Annotated in this window: 16 protein-coding genes; 4 read left to right on the top strand and 12 right to left on the bottom strand. The window is 40.3% G+C overall.

Annotated elements, in window-relative coordinates; genetic code table 11:
• Window positions 1-104: 104 nt before the first annotated feature.
• The 12 genes from dnaB to dnaA all read right to left on the bottom strand — a co-directional run bounded on the left by dnaB (window position 105) and on the right by dnaA (window position 14,436).
• Window positions 105-1,505, bottom strand: a complete 1,401-nt coding sequence (gene dnaB, locus HUK45_RS02575) for a replicative DNA helicase (RefSeq protein WP_191910956.1) — start codon at window positions 1,503-1,505, stop codon at window positions 105-107.
• A 27-nt stretch (window positions 1,506-1,532) separates the two neighbouring features.
• Complete coding sequence (gene rplI / locus HUK45_RS02570; protein WP_191910955.1) at window positions 1,533-1,985, bottom strand: 50S ribosomal protein L9; 453 nt, start codon at window positions 1,983-1,985, stop codon at window positions 1,533-1,535.
• 5 nt (window positions 1,986-1,990) lie between these two features.
• Entirely contained in the window at window positions 1,991-4,015 is a 2,025-nt protein-coding gene (locus HUK45_RS02565; RefSeq protein WP_191910954.1) for a DHH family phosphoesterase, read from the bottom strand.
• Window positions 4,016-4,347: 332 nt separating this feature from the next.
• On the bottom strand, window positions 4,348-4,584 hold the full coding sequence (gene rpsR / locus HUK45_RS02560) for a 30S ribosomal protein S18 (RefSeq protein WP_003716302.1): 237 nt from the start codon (window positions 4,582-4,584) through the stop codon (window positions 4,348-4,350).
• 32 nt (window positions 4,585-4,616) lie between these two features.
• Window positions 4,617-5,162, bottom strand: coding sequence for a single-stranded DNA-binding protein (gene ssb / locus HUK45_RS02555; RefSeq protein WP_191910953.1), 546 nt, complete (start codon window positions 5,160-5,162; stop codon window positions 4,617-4,619).
• Between the two features lie 36 nt (window positions 5,163-5,198).
• Complete coding sequence (gene rpsF, locus HUK45_RS02550) at window positions 5,199-5,495, bottom strand: 30S ribosomal protein S6 (protein WP_003716304.1); 297 nt, start codon at window positions 5,493-5,495, stop codon at window positions 5,199-5,201.
• A 198-nt stretch (window positions 5,496-5,693) separates the two neighbouring features.
• Window positions 5,694-8,207, bottom strand: coding sequence for a DNA gyrase subunit A (gene gyrA, locus HUK45_RS02545; protein ID WP_191910952.1), 2,514 nt, complete (start codon window positions 8,205-8,207; stop codon window positions 5,694-5,696).
• A gap of 86 nt (window positions 8,208-8,293) precedes the next feature.
• Window positions 8,294-10,240, bottom strand: a complete 1,947-nt coding sequence (gene gyrB / locus HUK45_RS02540) for a DNA topoisomerase (ATP-hydrolyzing) subunit B (protein WP_191910951.1) — start codon at window positions 10,238-10,240, stop codon at window positions 8,294-8,296.
• A complete protein-coding gene (recF, locus tag HUK45_RS02535; protein WP_191910950.1) occupies window positions 10,237-11,361 on the bottom strand; it encodes a DNA replication/repair protein RecF in 1,125 nt (374 codons plus the stop codon). The genes gyrB and recF overlap by 4 nt, the downstream gene beginning before the upstream one ends.
• Window positions 11,362-11,369: 8 nt before the next feature.
• Window positions 11,370-11,591, bottom strand: a complete 222-nt coding sequence (yaaA, locus tag HUK45_RS02530) for a S4 domain-containing protein YaaA (RefSeq protein ID WP_102168016.1) — start codon at window positions 11,589-11,591, stop codon at window positions 11,370-11,372.
• A 211-nt stretch (window positions 11,592-11,802) separates the two neighbouring features.
• Entirely contained in the window at window positions 11,803-12,942 is a 1,140-nt protein-coding gene (dnaN, locus tag HUK45_RS02525) for a DNA polymerase III subunit beta (protein ID WP_191910949.1), read from the bottom strand.
• Window positions 12,943-13,116: 174 nt separating this feature from the next.
• Window positions 13,117-14,436 (bottom strand): chromosomal replication initiator protein DnaA, encoded by a 1,320-nt coding sequence (gene dnaA, locus HUK45_RS02520; RefSeq protein WP_191910948.1) that lies wholly within the window; start codon window positions 14,434-14,436, stop codon window positions 13,117-13,119.
• Window positions 14,437-14,931: 495 nt separating this feature from the next.
• On the opposite strand from dnaA, the gene rpmH reads away from it, so the two are divergent.
• The 4 genes from rpmH to jag all read left to right on the top strand — a co-directional run bounded on the left by rpmH (window position 14,932) and on the right by jag (window position 17,342).
• Complete coding sequence (rpmH, locus tag HUK45_RS02515; protein WP_003665227.1) at window positions 14,932-15,066, top strand: 50S ribosomal protein L34; 135 nt, start codon at window positions 14,932-14,934, stop codon at window positions 15,064-15,066.
• A gap of 129 nt (window positions 15,067-15,195) precedes the next feature.
• Window positions 15,196-15,552, top strand: a complete 357-nt coding sequence (gene rnpA / locus HUK45_RS02510) for a ribonuclease P protein component (protein ID WP_098044945.1) — start codon at window positions 15,196-15,198, stop codon at window positions 15,550-15,552.
• Between the two features lie 3 nt (window positions 15,553-15,555).
• Window positions 15,556-16,386 (top strand): YidC/Oxa1 family membrane protein insertase, encoded by an 831-nt coding sequence (locus HUK45_RS02505; protein WP_191910947.1) that lies wholly within the window; start codon window positions 15,556-15,558, stop codon window positions 16,384-16,386.
• 176 nt (window positions 16,387-16,562) lie between these two features.
• Window positions 16,563-17,342 carry an RNA-binding cell elongation regulator Jag/EloR gene (jag, locus tag HUK45_RS02500; protein WP_191910946.1) on the top strand — a complete coding sequence of 260 codons (780 nt, stop codon included), beginning with the start codon at window positions 16,563-16,565 and terminating at the stop codon, window positions 17,340-17,342.
• The last annotated feature ends 109 nt before the right edge of the window (window positions 17,343-17,451 follow it).

Raw genomic sequence — 17,451 nt, 5'->3', positions numbered from 1 at the left:
GACTATAACTCTTTTTATTATCAAATGGTTGATAGAAACCTACATTCTTTTAAAAACGCACAAAAGGGCCCCTACGATCTCTCTTAGATGCCCTTATTATTCGATTAGTTGTTATCTTCTGGAATATACGAAACAGAAGCAAATTTATTATATGACTTGGCAAATAATAACTTCACGGTTCCCCGTGGACCACTACGGTTCTTTTCAATAATGACTTCAACTTCACTCACGTTTGAGCCATCGTCATCATTATCCTGTTGTGAATTATTTTGATTATCCTCGCCATCACCATCTTCATCGTGATCATAATAGTCATCACGATACAGAAAGCTAACAATATCCGCATCCTGTTCAATTGATCCGGATTCCCGGATATCTGAAAGTACCGGTCGTTTATCTTGCCGCTGTTCAACTCCACGAGAAAGCTGAGAAAGGGCAATAACTGGCACCTCTAATTCCTTAGCAAGCTTCTTTAATTGCCGTGAAATTTCGGAAACTTCTTGTTGTCGGTTATCGGGATTTGTCCCTTCAATTAGCTGAAGGTAGTCAATTACAATTAGCCCAAGATTGCCCTTCTCCTTAGCTAGTCGACGACACCGTGCACGAATTTCTGCAACCTTAATTCCAGCAGTATCATCAATATAAATATTAGCCTTAGAAAGAGCACCAGTTGCGATAAAGAGGCTGTTCCACTCATCCTGAGTTAGCTGCCCCGTCCGCAAGTGGTTGGCGTTAATGTTTCCCTCAGCACAGATCATCCGGTTAACAAGAGATTCTGCTCCCATTTCCAAGCTAAAGATTGCCACAGCAGTATCTGAACTAGTCGCAACATTCTGAGCAATATTTAGTGCGAATGCAGTTTTCCCAACAGCAGGCCGTGCAGCAATAATTACTAACTCGTCCTTATGCAACCCAGTTGTCATTTCATCCAGTTGCTGATAACCAGTTGATAATCCTGTAACTTCACTATCGTTTTTCGATAAGTCATTAACGTGTTTTAAAGAAGCTTCTAGGACATCCTTAATGTTTTGAAAACCACTTTGGGTATTGTCTTGAGAAACCTGCATGATTTGCTGTTCAGCATTATCAAGCAGATCCGACACACTATCATTATCAGCATAACTATTATTAATAATCTTGGTTGCTGTATTAATTAACCGTCGTCTTGTTGCCTTATCATGAACAATTTTAGCATAATAGGCGACGTTGGCTGCTGTTGGTACTGCTGTTGCAATTTCAGCAATATAAGCAACTCCACCAATATTTTCAGTCTGATTATCCTTGTCCAGCGCACTCCGGATCGTCACCACATCAATCGGCTGATCTTCATCATTTAAATCAACCATCTTCTGAAAGATTATTTGGTGGGCTTTACGGTAGAAATCGCGTGGTTCTAAATATTCCATTGCATCAGCCAGGGCATCCTTACTTAAAAAGACAGCTCCAAGAACTGCCTTTTCCGCATCGATGTCACGTGGCTCTTCTTGCACTGGTGCATTATCCATGACGATACGCTCCTTTAATCAATGAGCTTACTTTTCGGCAATGTGAACCCGAATTTCAGCCATCACTTGTGGGTGCAGTTTAATTGGCACGTTAACATAACCCAACGCCTTAATTGGTGCTGCAAGCTCAATCTTCCGCTTATCAATCTTGACGTTGAATTGCTTTTGTAATGCAGTCGCAATTTGTTTAGTTGAAATCGAACCAAACATCCGGCCGTCAGTTCCAGCCTTTCCACTCAATTCGACAACGGTCTTGTCATCTTCAAGAACCTTCTTCAACTCTTTAGCCTCAGCCAATTCTTCAGCAGCGTGCTTTTCTTCTGCACGTTGTTGACCAGCTAACTGGCTCATTGCAGCGTGGGTAGCCTGCTTTGCGAGTCCTCGCTTAATGAGGTAGTTTTGCGCATAGCCATCGGGAACATCTTTTACTTGCCCACGCTTACCGCGACCACGAACGTCTTGAATAAAAATAACTTTCATCTTAGTCACTCCTCAGTTGATTCTTTATTTCCATCATCCTCTGTTTTAGCCAATTGGTCAATCAGAGTTTGCTTAACTTCCGCAATTGTTTTCCCCTTAATTTGGGTTGCAGCATTAGCTAGGTGACCACCGCCACCCATTTTTTCCATAATTAATTGAACATTCACGTCACCCATTGAACGTGCGGAGATACAGATCATTCCATCAGCTCGTTTAGTAATAACAAACGAGGCCTCTATCCCGTTAACCTGAAGAAGCATATCTGCCGCTTGAGCAGCTGTTACCGGATCATAGATCTGGTCTTCCTCTCCAGCACAGATCGCAATTGAACCATTTAACTCTGCTAATGAGATTAAGTGATTACGTTTCATGAAACTATCTGCATTTTCTTTCATGAACATTTGGATCATCATCCCGTCAGCTCCGGCAGATCGTAAGTAACTTGCCGCATCAAATGTCCGGGTTCCCGCACTTTTGGTAAACGATTTAGTATCAATTTGAATTCCCGTCAGCATTGCCGTAGCTTCCAGTTTATTCAACCCTTTACCTTCTCGTGGTTGATATTCAAACATTTCTGTAATTAACTCACAAGTTGATGATGCATATGGCTCGATATAAACCAATAATGGATTTTCAGGAAACTCTTCACCGCGCCGGTGGTGATCAATAATCACAAGACGGTTTTGTAAACGTTCATAAAGCTCTGGAGCAATCGTAATTCCTTTCTTAGCATGGTCAACCATCACCAGAAGGCTATTAGGAGTGGCTTTCTCAAGAGCCTCTTCAGGGGTAATAATATGTTCCTTGATTTCCTGAAAATTATCCATTTGCTTCAGGAGACGCTGAACATCAGAGTGAGCCTGCTCGTCATCAACGACAATCCAACATTCACAGTTATTCATTTCCGCAATTCGGCGAATTCCTAAACAAGCACCCAGCGAATCCATATCAGGATTCTTATGTCCCATTACAAAGATTTGATCTGCTTGGGCCATTAGTTCTTGAAGGGCCTGACTAATCATTCGCGCTCGAACCCGTGTCCGCTTTTCCATTGGATTGGTCTTTCCGCCGTAGAACCGTGCTTCAGAATCCTGAGCGCGGACAACAACCTGATCGCCACCTCGTCCTAGCGCAAGATCAAGGTTGTTTTGAGCAGTATCAGCTAATTTTACCAGATCATTTTCACCATAAGCAATTCCAACACTTAACGTTACTGGTGAGTTCTGTTTTGAAGTATTTTCCCGAATAATATCGAGAATCTTAAACTTCTTTTCTTCCAACCGGTTCAATGAAATTTGATGTCCGATAATTAGGTAATTATCATCGTCAATTATCTTCATTAATAAGTGATTCTCTGCTGCCCACTTACTAATTTCTGACGTCACATAATTATGTAAATTAGAAACATCTGAATCGCTCATCCCCTGGGTTAGTTCAACATAGTTATCTAAATATATGTTTCCCAGGAAGATTTGCTGTTGTTTATAACGCTTATTAATTTCTTCATAGCTTGTCACGTCCATCATGTAGATAACATGATTATCTTTTTGAACCAAGAATTCAAATTGACGATCCTGCCACGTAACGATCGTCGGCTGCTTATCATTCCGATGCTCATTTTCTAGTTTGGCAAGCTCGTTATCAACTTCTTTAAGTTTCTTCCCAACAACAATTTTTAGATCAAAGTACTTAGCCATATAAGGATTAATCCATTGAATTTCGCCCTGCTTATTCATCAGGATCATTCCTAAAGGCATTTCAAGCAACGCTTCCTGTTGTCCCTGCTCAACCCGATAAGTTAGATCTGCTAAGTACTCATGAGCATCAACGACGATCGTTCGTAAACGACTTATACTAAGCTGACTACCAAAAAGAGCCACCACTAGGATCGCAATCCCAAGAAGCCAATTAATATAAAATCCCAGTACTAGACTAAGAATCGTTAAAATTAAAATGTAAATAAAATTCCACCGAACTGCTGGCTGTTTAAACAGCTCTCGCCAGTATTCTCGACTAATAAGATCTCTCATACTGGTCCTCCTGATTTTAACGTTTTTCGTTAATTATTAATTTTTGTTAAACAATCAGTATCTATAATATCACATTGGTCTATTTGACTGCATCTCAACACTTACGGAATGAAAAATCTTTTAAAAATAAAGCTGGGAATTAACCCATTCAAGAGCCTGGTTGGCTAACCTAGAACGACGAATGATAATGAATTCATCAGAGTCGTTCGTAGTTAGACTCGAAGGCTCGGGTTAATTCCCGCAATTAAACTCGGTAAGTTCGGTTACTATTAGTTACAGAGAGAGGCTGAGAAAAAACGAATCGTTTTTTCTCAGCCTCTTATTTTACGGAATTAATCTTCAGCAACAAATGGCAAAAGACCCATAATCCGTGCACGCTTAATAGCGATAGTTAACTTACGTTGGTTCTTGGCGCTAGTACCAGTAACCCGACGTGGTAAAATCTTACCCCGTTCAGAAATAAACCGACGTAATAAATCAGTGTCTTTGTAATCGATGTAGTCGATGTGGTTTGCGGCGATAAAGTCGACTTTACGACGACGACGGCCGCCCCGACGTTGTTGTGCCATGAAATTACCCTCCTATCTGGTTAAAGAATTCTTTAGAATGGTAATTCGTCATCAGATAAGTCAATGGATTGACCATCGTCCCCACCATTAGGGAACTGGTTATCTGGTTGACTTGGTTGGTTATTATTACCACCAAAGCCATTAGACGAATTAGATTGAGGAGCATTATTTCCAGGTTGCGGTTGATTATTATTGTACTGCGGTTGACCTTGACCACCAAATGATTGTTGGTTGCCATATTGTTGACTACCACCGTTTTGGCGTGGTTCAAGCAGTGCAAAATTATCGACAACAATTTCGGTAACATAAACTCGGTTACCTTGCTGATTTTCGTAATTCCGGGTTTGAATCCGTCCTTCGATACCAACTAAGGATCCCTTATGAGTAAAGTTACTAAAGTTTTCAGCAGACTTACGCCAAATGACGCAATTGATAAAGTCAGCATCCCGATCCCCATTTTGGTTTCGGAATTGACGATCAACAGCTAAAGTAAATGATACAACAGCTGTTCCACTGGTTGTGTACCGCAACTCAGGATCTCTTGTTAAGCGTCCAGTAAGTACTGCACGATTAATCATTAGATCTCGTCTCCTCTCTATTAATTGAAGATCAAATTAAGCTTCACGCTTGATGATCATGTGACGTAGGATATCATCGTTGAACTTAGCTAAACGATCGAATTCGTTTAAGGCTTCGTCAGTGTCGGTAGTAAGGTTTACCACGTGGTAAGTACCTTCAGTGTACTTGTCAATTGGGTAAGCAAACCGGCGTGTTGACCAATCCTTGGAATCAGCGATGGTTGCACCATTGTCCTCAAGAATCTTGTCAAAGCGAGCTACAAGGTCGCTCTTTGCAGATTCTTCCATATCAGGACGAATGATGTAAGTAATTTCATATTTACGTGTTTCCATGAATGTTACACCTCCTTATGGACTCTGGCTCTTCCCGTAAAGATTAAGAAGAACAAGGAGAGTAGACGTCTGTTACGTATACTCACAAGAATAAAATATACCACAGACATTGGTTTAAAACAAGGAACAGGTAACAAGAAAATCCTGAATTTGCGGTCTACTTAATAAAGACGTAACAAATCAGGATTTCTACTTTATTTATTCAGTTTTTTCTTCCGTAGTTGCTTCTTCAGTTGAATTTTCATTTGATAAAGAATTGTCATCTTCATCGCTTTCCTTTTCAACCTTCGCAATTGTCGCAACATGCGTCCCATCATCCATCTTAATTAGGTGAACTCCTAGTGCTGATCGACCAGTTTGCGATACTGTTTCAACACCGAAACGAATAATCACACCATGGTCTGTGACCAGCATAATGTCTTCGTCTCCCTTAACAGTTGTTAGGCCAACCAGAGGACCATTCTTTTTCGTTACGTTAACGGTCTTAACACCTAAACCGCCACGACCCTTAATTGGGTACTCGCTAGCAGGCGTTTGCTTACCGTAACCTAATTCACTAATTACTAGGACGTTGCTATCATCATCAAGTGGTGCAGTACCAATGACATAATCGTCATCCCGTAAGCGAATTCCACGAACTCCTGCTGCTGAACGTCCCATTGACCGGACAACAGATGAGTTAAAGCTTAAGGCATAACCGTGGTGTGTTCCGATAATCATATTTTGTTGATCCTTAACTATATCGACATGGATCAGCTCATCATCATCGTGAAGGTTAATCGCCTTCAACCCATTACTTCGAATATTCTTAAACTCGGTAACTGGTGTCCGTTTTACGGTTCCCTGCTTAGTGGTAAAGAAGAGGAACTTATCATCGTCGTTAGTTTCATGTGAAACGTTAATCACAGCACTAATCTTCTCTTTGTTATCAATTCCAAGTAAGTTAATGATTGGAATTCCTTGAGCAGACCGACCATACTCTGGAATTTCATACCCTTTCATGGAGTAAACCTTTCCTGAATTGGTAAAGAAGAGGAGCAAGTCATGAGTATCACTAGAAATTAATTGTTCAATAAAGTCATCCTTGTGAACACCCATTCCCTTAACACCACGACCACCACGGTGTTGAGACTTAAATTCATCTACCGGCAACCGTTTAATGTAACCATTATGCGTTAAGGTCACAATGATTGACTCTTCCTCAATCAAATCTTCATCTTCAATGTTAGTAATATCACCAACTTGAAGTTCTGTCCGTCGCTTATCACCAAACTTCTTTTGAATTTCTAATAATTCATCGTAAATAATTTGGTTGATCCGTTCTTGGTGAGCAAGAATGTCTTTGTAATCGGCAATTGCTGCCATTAACTTCTTATATTCGGCCTCAATCTTTTCTCGTTCCAAACCGGTTAACCGGACTAACCGCATATCAAGAATTGCTTGGGCTTGACGATCCGATAGTCCATAGTTTTCCATCAACTGATTTTTCGCAATTTCACTTGTTTGGGAGTTCCGAATAATATTAATGATTTCATCAATATGATCTAAAGCAATTCGTAACCCAGCAACAATATGAGCACGGTTTTCGGCTTTTTTCAGATCAAATTCTGTCCGCCGCCGAACAACATTTTCCTGATGTTCTAGGTAATACTGAAGGATTTCCTTCAAGCTAAGGATCTTTGGTGCACCATTAACAATTGCTAACATATTGAAATTGAAGGTTGTCTGCATCAAAGTCATCTTGTACAAATTATTCAAGATCACTTCAGCACTAGCATCACGACGTACATCAATTACGATCCGCATTCCTTCACGGTCGGTTTCATCATTAACGTCAGTAATCCCTTCGATTTCCTTATTCCGAGCTAAATCAGCAATCCGTTCAATCAGCTTTGCCTTATTAACCATATAAGGAATTTCGTGAACAACAATTTGTTGTCTACCGTTCTTTCGTTCTTCAATATCGACTTTAGCCCGAACAACAATTGTCCCTCGACCGGTCTCATAAGCCTTCCGAATTCCAGACTTGCCCATGACAACACCACCAGTTGGAAAATCTGGTCCTGGCAAGACTTTCATTAAGTCTTCAGTTGTAGCGTCCGGATTATCCATCAGTACGTGAATTGCACTAATAACTTCCCCTAAATTATGGGTTGGGATATTCGTTGCCATTCCAACAGCAATCCCTGAAGCACCATTAACAAGTAAATTGGGGAACCGAGCTGGTAGCACAGTCGGTTCCTTTTCGGTTCCATCATAGTTGTCTTGAAAATCAACAGTATTCTTGTTAATATCCCGTAACATTTCAACGGCAATTTTACTCATCTTGGCTTCGGTATACCGCATAGCAGCGGCACTATCACCATCAATTGAACCAAAGTTACCGTGACCATCAACCAACATGTACCGGTAACTAAAATCCTGTGCCATCCGTACTAGCCCTTCATAGATTGAAGAATCACCATGGGGGTGGAATTTCCCCATAACATCCCCAACAATCCGGGCAGACTTCTTATATGGCTTATCAGGAGTAACCCCTAATTCATTCATCCCGTACAGGATCCGTCGTTGTACTGGTTTCAACCCATCACGCACATCCGGGAGTGCCCGAGAAACGATAACACTCATGGCGTAGTCTAAGAATGAATTTTTCATCTGACTAGTCAGGTTAACGTCCGTGATCCGGTTATTTGATAGATCGTTTTCAGCCACTATCGTTGTTCCTCCTTTAAATTTGAGTATGATGCCCGAAAAAAGCGCTAATAGTTAACAAGCTTAATTCGGTTCACACACCAATCTTATAAATCAAGATTTTCTACAAACTTAGCATTCTTTTCGATAAATTCACGCCGCGGTGTAACCTTATTCCCCATCAACATTGGGAAGATTTCCTCTGCCGCCTTGGCATCATCAAGGTTTACCCGGAGAAGGTGACGTTTTTCGGGATCCATCGTTGTTTCCCAAAGCTGTTCAGCATCCATTTCACCAAGTCCCTTGTAACGTTGAATAACAGGTTTAGGACTTGGTTGAAGTGAGTTAACAACCCGGTCAAGCTCTTCGTCTGATTCAATGTACTTTACAAATTTTCCTTGACGAACTTGGTATAGAGGTGGTTGGGCAATGTAGACATAGCCATGGGTAATCATTGGCTTCATAAACCGGTAGAAGAGCGTCAATAGTAACGTCCGAATATGAGCACCATCAACATCGGCATCGGTCATAATAATCAGCTTATGGTAATTAGCTTTGGTAATATCAAAGTCCTCGCCGAAGCCAGTTCCTAACGCTGTAAACAGCGACCGAATTTCATCGTTTGCTAAGATTCTGTCAAGGGTCGCCTTTTCAACATTTAAAATCTTCCCCCGAATTGGCAAAATTGCTTGAGTCAACCGAGAACGTCCCTGTTTAGCAGAACCTCCAGCTGAGTCCCCCTCGACGATGAACAACTCAGAAATATTTGGATCCTTACTAGTATTATCAGCTAGCTTACCTGGTAAGTTGCTAATTTCCAGACCACTCTTTTTCCGGGTAACTTCACGTGCCCGTTTTGCTGCTACCCGAGCTTTAGAAGCTAGTTGCCCCTTTTCGATAATTTGCCGTGCTTCATCAGGGTGTTCAAGTAAGAATCGGTTAAATGTCGCTGCAAAAACATGATCAGTTGCCGTTCGTGCATCAGAGTTCCCAAGTTTTGTCTTAGTTTGTCCCTCAAATTGCGGATCCGGGTGCTTGATAGAAACAACCGCGGTTAATCCTTCACGCACATCATCCCCGGAAAGTGTTTCATTTCCTTTTAAGACTCCTGACTTATGTCCATAGTCATTTATTACCCGAGTTAGGGCCATCTTAAACCCAGTTTCGTGCGTTCCACCTTCATAAGTATGGATATTGTTGGTAAACGTCAATAAATCACTTCTGTAAGAATCAGTGTATTGAAGAGAGACTTCTACAGTAATACCGTTTTCTTTTCCTTCAACGTAAATTGGTGGTTCAAAGAGAGTGGTTTTCCCTTCATTCAAGAAGTCAACATAGTGTCGAATCCCACCTTCATAATGGAATTCTTGCCGCTCTGACTCCTTATCACGCTTATCTTCAATTGTGATTTTCAGTCCCTTGTTCAGGAATGCTAATTCACGAAGACGGTTTGTTAAAGTCTTAATGTTGTATGTAGTTGTTTCGCGGAAAATTTCCGGATCCGGCTTAAAGTGAACGGTTGTCCCATGAACATCTTCCGGCACGTTTTCATCAATTACCTTCATTGAGGTCTTAACGTGACCATGATCAAAGTCCATGTAGTAACGCTTCCCCTGACGTGAAACCTTAACATCAAGTTCTGTAGAAAGGGCGTTTACAACTGAAGCACCAACACCGTGTAATCCACCGGAAACCTTGTATCCGCCACCGCCGAACTTACCACCGGCGTGAAGAACAGTAAATACTGTTTCAAGGGCTGGTTTCCCGGTTTCCTTTTGGGTATCAACAGGAATTCCCCGGCCGTTATCGGTAACAGAAATACTATTATCTGGTTCAACAACCACGTTAATTTCATCACAGAATCCAGCTAGGGCCTCATCAATTCCGTTATCGACAATTTCCCAAACTAAATGGTGTAGTCCTTGAGCCGAGGTTGAACCAATATACATCCCTGGCCGTTTTCGTACTGCATCAAGCCCCTTAAGAACCTGAATTTGACTGGCATCATACTCGCTCGCTAACTCAGCTTTTGTTTCTTTTTGCTCGTCGCTCACTGTGTTTCCCCCTTGCTCAAAGTACCATGTTCAATTTCAAAGATTTTTGGTTGATGAATTAACTGCCGTGCAACATCATTTAAGCTTGTTGTTGTCAGAAAGGTTTGCACCTTATCTTGAAAGGCAGTTAATAAGTGTGTCTGACGAATAGTATCTAATTCAGATAGGACATCATCCAAAAGCAGTAACGGATATTCCCCCGTCTGCTCCTTCATTAAGTCGATCTCCGCCAACTTAACAGATAATGCCGTTGTTCGTTGCTGGCCTTGTGAGCCAAACGACTGAACGTTTTTCCCGTTAACTATAAAGTGAATGTCATCCCGTTGCGGTCCATACATTGTGGTTCCCTTTTCAATTTCCCAATCTACATGGGACTGATAAAGGCCAAGCAAGTTTTGATATGCCTGCTCAACAGTCGTCTCCTCACTCAGCTTCAATTGGGTAATATAGTCTAATCTTAATTGTTCAGCATTCAAGGATATTTTCTCGTGAAGCTGTGAAGCCCACTTTTCCAAATGCTGCAAGAATTGATAACGGGCAATGATAACCTCTGCACCGTATGCAGCCAACTGATCAGAAAGTACTCCAAGTAAAACCTTATCGTGTTGCTGACCGTATTTTAACTGCTTCAAATACTTATTTCTTTGGCGCAGTAAGGTTCGATACTGCCCAGCATTATAAAGATACTTACTACTCATCTGACTAAATTCCATATCCATAAAATGGCGCCGCAGTGCTGGTGCTCCCTTAACTAGGGACAAGTCCTCCGGCGCAAATAAAATGGCATTTAGTTGACCAACATATGTAGATAATCGAGCCTGCTCAAGATGATTGACTTTAGCTCGTTTTCCCTTAGAAGTAAATTCTAGTTCTAGCGGAACGCGTCCACTCGTCTTTTGAACAATTCCGCTAATGGTCGCTGATTTATGCTGCCAATTAATGAGTTCTCGGTTGTTATGGGTCCGGTGGCTCCGTGTTAATGACAATGCATAAATCGCCTCTAACATATTCGTTTTTCCCTGAGCATTGTGACCAATCAGGACATTAACCCCAGGAGCAAAATGAACTGTCAAATCTTCGTAATTACGAAAATTGTGTAAGTGCAATTCTGAAAGAATCATGCAAATTCCTACTTACTCTTAATCATAATTGGTTCATGTTCGGGAATGATAACAACATCTTCCGGATATAATTTCCGGCCACGACGATTCTCAAGTTCGTCATTAATCCGAACATCATGCTCCTTCAAAAACCATTTAGCTGCACCACCAGTTGGGATAATTCCCTCTTCCTTGAGCAGTTGTCCCAAGGTGATGAAAGGCCGATCTATTTTTATGGTCTTGGTTTCCACACTTAATCACCTACTTTTCACAAATACTATTATACCACATTTAAGAGGTTAAAAACGCGCAGATAGCCTTTTTAGGCTTCTTAGTGGTTATTAGTCTTTTTTGTCAAAATCAAGTTAAAAACGCTTAATTTGCTTAAAACACGATTTTAGCAAATTTTTAAAATAAAAAAGGGGTATGACAAACTAGTTATCATAATCCTCTTACTTGTCATTAAAATGTCCGAACTGGCGTGATCAGATGAACAAAGTTTTCTGTATCTTCCGTTGGAACTAACGTAAATGGACGTAGTGGAGAAGTGAATGAAATCTTAACCGTTGATTGACCAAAGGATCGTAATGCATCCTTCATGTAATTAGGATTGAAGGAAATTTCTAAATCATTTCCCTCAACCGCTGATGTGGCAACATCTTCCTCTACCATTCCGATATCTGGTGAATCACCGCTAATCCGAACCAGCTTTTCGCCAGGCTTAATGGTTAATTTAACAACATCATTCCTGCTTTCATGTGAAAGTAATGAAGCCCGGTCAATTGAAGATAAGAAAGTTCCGGCATCTAATTCCACTGTCGTATCTGATGTATCCGGAATCAACTGACTCGTTTCTGGATAATTTCCTTCTAACAATCTGGAGTAGAAGTGGGTATTACCAAAAATAAATAAAACTTGATTATCAGTAACTTGCATCTTTACGTCATCATCAACGTCACTAATCATTCCGGAAAGTTCATCCAAACTCTTCCCTGGAATAATAACATCGTAATTAACATCGCCAACACCATCTAATCGCACTTTCCGTTGTGCGAGTCGATGACTATCAGTAGCAACTGCTGTAAGTAATCCATCACGCAACGTTACGTGGATCCCAGCAAGGATTGGCCGACTTTCTTGTTTAGAGACAGCAATTACGGTCTGTCGAATAACTTCTTTAAGCATGTCATTGGCAAGAATAACTGTATTATTTGCCTCAACTTCTGGTAAGTGAGGGAAGTTTTCAGCGTCTTGTCCATTAATTTGGAATTTGGCACTTCCTGAAGTGATATCCGCTTGGAAACCACTAGTAATTTCAATAGTTACATGTTTATCTGGAAGTTTCTTAACAATCTCACTAAAGAACCGGGCTGGAAGAACAATTGAACCAGGTTCGTCAATTTTCAACTCATAATCTTCATTGCTAGCGGCCATAACACTTTCAATTGTAATATCTGAATTACTACCAGTTAGTGTAATGCTATCGTTAGCTACTACCATTTTTAACCCAGTTAGAATTGGAATAGTAGTTTTAGATGAGATTGCTCGAAGAACATTATTTAATTGACTAATAAATGCTGAACGATTGATGGTAAATTTCATTATCAATGCTCCTTTGGTAGGTTTATATATATTTATATTAATACTTTAAAATATAGTCGAAGTAGTAGAGCCTGTTAATATTGTGGATAACTCAATTCGGCTAAGAAAAACCAACTTATTTGCTTGTGGATAACTTGTGGATAAAATTGGGAATAACTTCCTAGTTTTCCACAGCTACGCTTTTAATTTTGCTTTTAATGTATTTAGCTGATCTTGAAGTTCATTATCAGTTTGGAGCTCTTCTTCAATTTTATCAATTGCGTGAAGAACGGTTGTGTGATCCTTTCCGCCAAATTCTTTCCCGATTTTTGGTAATGAATAATCAGTTAATTCACGAGAAAGGTACATTGCGATCTGACGCGGAACAACAATTTGCTTGACCCGCTTCTTGCCAATAATATCGCTTTGGGTAATATTGTAAAAGTCAGCAACATTTTTTTGAATTGACGTGATTGTAATTGTTGTTTTAGTAGTCCTTTGCAGTCCGCGAAGAGCTTGTGATGCGAGATGCGGCGTAATTGGTTCTTGGCTTAAGTTAGAGAATGCCTGAACCTTGGTTAGTGCACCCTCAAGTTCACGAATATTGGTATCGATCTGTCCTGCAATGTAGTTCAAGGTGTCATTTCCAATATTGATGTGATCTTCTTCAACCTTACTCCGCAAAATAGCAATTCGGGTTTCTAGATCTGGTGGGGTAATTTCAACCGTTAACCCCCAACGGAATCGTGAAACAAGACGATCCTGCAACTCTGGAATTTCGTTTGGAATTCGATCAGAGGTCATGACAATTTGCTTTTTATTGTCGTGTAGAGCATTGAAAGTATTGAAGAATTCAAGCTGGGTTCCTTCCTTATTAGCAAGAAACTGAATATCATCAATTAATAATAAGTCCAGATTGCGGTACTCTTCACGGAATTTCTCCGTAGAGTTACTTTGAATAGAGTGGATAAAATCATTAGTGAATTCTTCGCTAGTAACGTATTTAACTTTTGCTGCCGGATTGAGTTGAAGCATATGGTTACCGATTGCTTCCATTAAGTGAGTCTTTCCTAATCCCACTCCCCCATAAATGAAAAGCGGATTATAAAGACCACCGGGACTTTCGGCAACTGCAAAGGCAGCAGCATGGGCCATTTTGTTTCCTTCACCAACAACAAAAGTTTTGAAGTTGTAGTGTGGATTAAGTGGCGTATCCATTTCAAAATTATTTGATTCCGCTGGTCGATCATTTTGATAAGGATCGAATTCTCCCTCAAGAACAAAGTGCGGTTCAATCTCTTGATTAGTAACCGTTTGGGCGTACTGTTTTAGTTCTGCCTTTAAGTTTTTTTCCCAAAAATCACGATGAACTTTTGTGGGTACTTCAACTTCTAATTGATTTTGAGAGAGAGAGAGTGGTTTTGCCGGAGCAATTAATGTGTCAAAGGTAACTTGGCTTTTGCTTTGACGAAATGAATTTTGGATCGCTTCCCATAGAGAATCGAGCTCAGTCAAAATAGTTCCCCTCCTAATAGTTATTAAATTACAAACGACATTTTATCATTATGAAAAAAAGTTTTCCACAGGTGAGTGGATAATTGAAAAATATTTACACAACACTGTGTGTAAATTAAAAAAAAGAATGTGGAAATTGAGGATAAAATAAAAAAATGGCAGTTATCCACTATTCTTGTGGATAACTAAATGCTATAACAAAAGGGTTAAGCAGACTTATGAACAGTTTTACACAGGGCTGTGGATAACTTTGATAACAGGATGTGAATTGTTGAAAAATGCTGTGAAATCACGGTTAATAACTTATCCACAGGAAGAAGAAATACACAACGCTGTGGATTATTTTTGTTCTTCTGTGGATAAACAAAAAAATCTAAAAAAATTTCACGTTTAATATTTGAGAAAAGTATGTTATACTTCCAGAGTATGTTTGAAGAGATCGTCTTTTTAGACTATAAAAACCAAACCATTCAGATTGAATAGGAGGTGCATCGTATGAAGCGCACGTTTCAACCAAAGAAGCGTCACCGTGCACGTGTCCATGGCTTCCGTAAGCGTATGAGCACCAGTAACGGCCGTAAGGTATTAGCACGTCGGCGTCAAAAGGGCAGAAAAGTATTATCTGCATAATTACGGCCACTTTTATAGTGGCTTTTTTTATTGCAAGGGCAGGGCAGTCAGCTTGACGAGCTATCGTTTCGTTGAAGCTGCAATGTCCGGCCCTTTTTATATTTAATAAGGCTGGAGATCTACATTATTATGAGAAAATCATATCGGGTAAAAAAGGAAAGTGAGTTTCAACGAGTATTTGAAACTCATAATTCCGTTGCCAACCATAAATTTGTCATCTATCAAATGGCAAAACCAGGTCAAAAGCATTTTCGAGTTGGTATTTCCGTGGGGAAAAGGATTGGAAATGCGGTTCACCGAAACTGGGTTAAACGCCGGATTCGCCAAACACTTCTTGAAGTAAAACCTTATCTACGGCAAGACGTGGATTTCTTAGTAATTGCTCGTCCAGCTGCAGATGGCCTGGAAATGGCGGAAACAAAGAAAAACCTTGTCCATGCTCTTAAAAGGGCGCATCTATTAGAAGAGAAAAGTGAGGATCGTTAATCAATGAAAAAGGTAAAGAGTGTCCTAAGTCTTGCTGCAATTGGAAGTTTGACGCTTTTTCTTGCAGCTTGTTCAAATAAGCCAGTTACAAGTCACAGTACTGGTTTGTGGGATCACTACATAGTTTATAACTTCTCTCGGTTTATCATTTGGCTATCAAATAATTGTGGTGGCTATGGTATGGGGATCATTATTTTCACGATCATTATTCGGGTCCTCCTCTTGCCATTGATGTTCTACCAAACGAAGTCAATGCTGAAAACTCAGGAGTTAGCTCCTAAGTTGAAGGCAATTCAAAAGAAGTACTCATCACGGGATCGTGAATCCATGGTGAAGATGCAGGAAGAAACCAGTAAGCTTTATAAAGAAGCAGGAGTTAATCCTTGGGCTTCAATGTTGCCAATGATTATCCAATTGCCAATCATGTGGGCCCTTTATCAAGCTATCTGGCGAACACCAGAGTTACGGCACGGGACATTTCTGTGGCTCCAATTAGGACACACAGATCCCTATTATATTTTGCCAATTCTGGCGGCCCTATTTACTTTCTTAAGTTCATGGTTATCAATGGCTTCAATGCCTGAGCGAAATGCAATGACTTCCGCAATGACGTGGTTTATGCCAATTATGGTATTCTTCATGGCATTAGGATTCTCTTCTGCAATTACTTTGTATTGGGTAGTTTCAAACGCCTTCCAGGTAGTTCAAACACTCTTATTGCAAAACCCATTTAAGATTCGCCGTGAACGAGAAGCTAAGGAAAAGCAGGCAAAGGCAAAGAAGCGCAAACTTGAAAAGGCTAAACGCCGTGCATACAGCAGTCGTCGGAAGTAGTATTTTCTACGATTAGACTTAATAAGAATTGGAAAACACAGACGAGAGAATGACTGGGAAAAACAAAACGTTTTTTCTCAGTCATTTTCTTTTTGGCGTAAATAAGAACCGATTTGTCGCGGCTTATGGTTCTGTTGTAAAATAAAACGAGTATTTATTTTGGGAGATGAAATTGAATGGGACGTTATACAGGAGAAACTGTTGAGGAAGCAGTTGCCTCTGCTAGTAAGAAACTTGGGGTAGCAGTAGATCAGTTAGAAATAAAAACTATCCAACGACCGCGTCATGGTTTCTTAGGAATTGGTCGTCGAGAAGCGATCGTTGAAGTATCTATTAAAAAGGCCCAAAAGAAAGAACAGAATAAGGAAAATCACGGTCACCATAAAGTAAACCAACAAACCAAGGTTCAGCAGCAACCAAAAACTTACCATAAATCAACACCAGACAATGAAGTTGATCCTGCTGAAATGAAGCGCCGCCATGAAGAAAACGTTAAGCGGGTGGAAAAAGTTAGTCAGGAGCTTGCGGATTACTTAAAGAACGTCTTTGCAAACTTGGGAATTGAAGTTAAACCAATTGTGAGCGATGTTCGTTCTCATGAGGTAAGGATTGATTTACAAAGTGAGCAGTCTGGACGAATTATCGGTCATCATGGTCGACGAATTAATGCAATGGAGCAGTTAAGTAACGCCTTTATGAATTATCATGGTGCAGAGAAGACAATGGTAATTTTAGATACAGCTAATTATCGGCAACGGCGTGAAGAATCATTGCACCAGCTGGCAGAACGTTCTGTAATGGAAGTTGTTTCAACTGGTCAGGCAGTCTTTCTGGATCCAATGCCTGCTCGAGAACGAAAACAGCTCCATCAAGAACTGCAGGAAAATGATCATGTTAAGACTTATTCTCATGGACGCGAGCCATACCGGAGCGTTGTAATTGCACCGAAAAATTAGGCTGCTTGCAGTCTTGTCAAAGGGTGAAATTTCTTATTTGACATTTTAATGTGATGAAATTAAAATAATTGCGGTTATACAATTTAAGATACTTGTTAAAGTAGTGAAA

It is taken from the genome of Limosilactobacillus urinaemulieris (genome assembly GCF_014838745.1).
Taxonomy (GTDB): domain Bacteria; phylum Bacillota; class Bacilli; order Lactobacillales; family Lactobacillaceae; genus Limosilactobacillus; species Limosilactobacillus urinaemulieris.
Note: the sequence above shows the minus strand (reverse complement) of the source record. Positions and strands in the feature narration are given on the sequence as shown.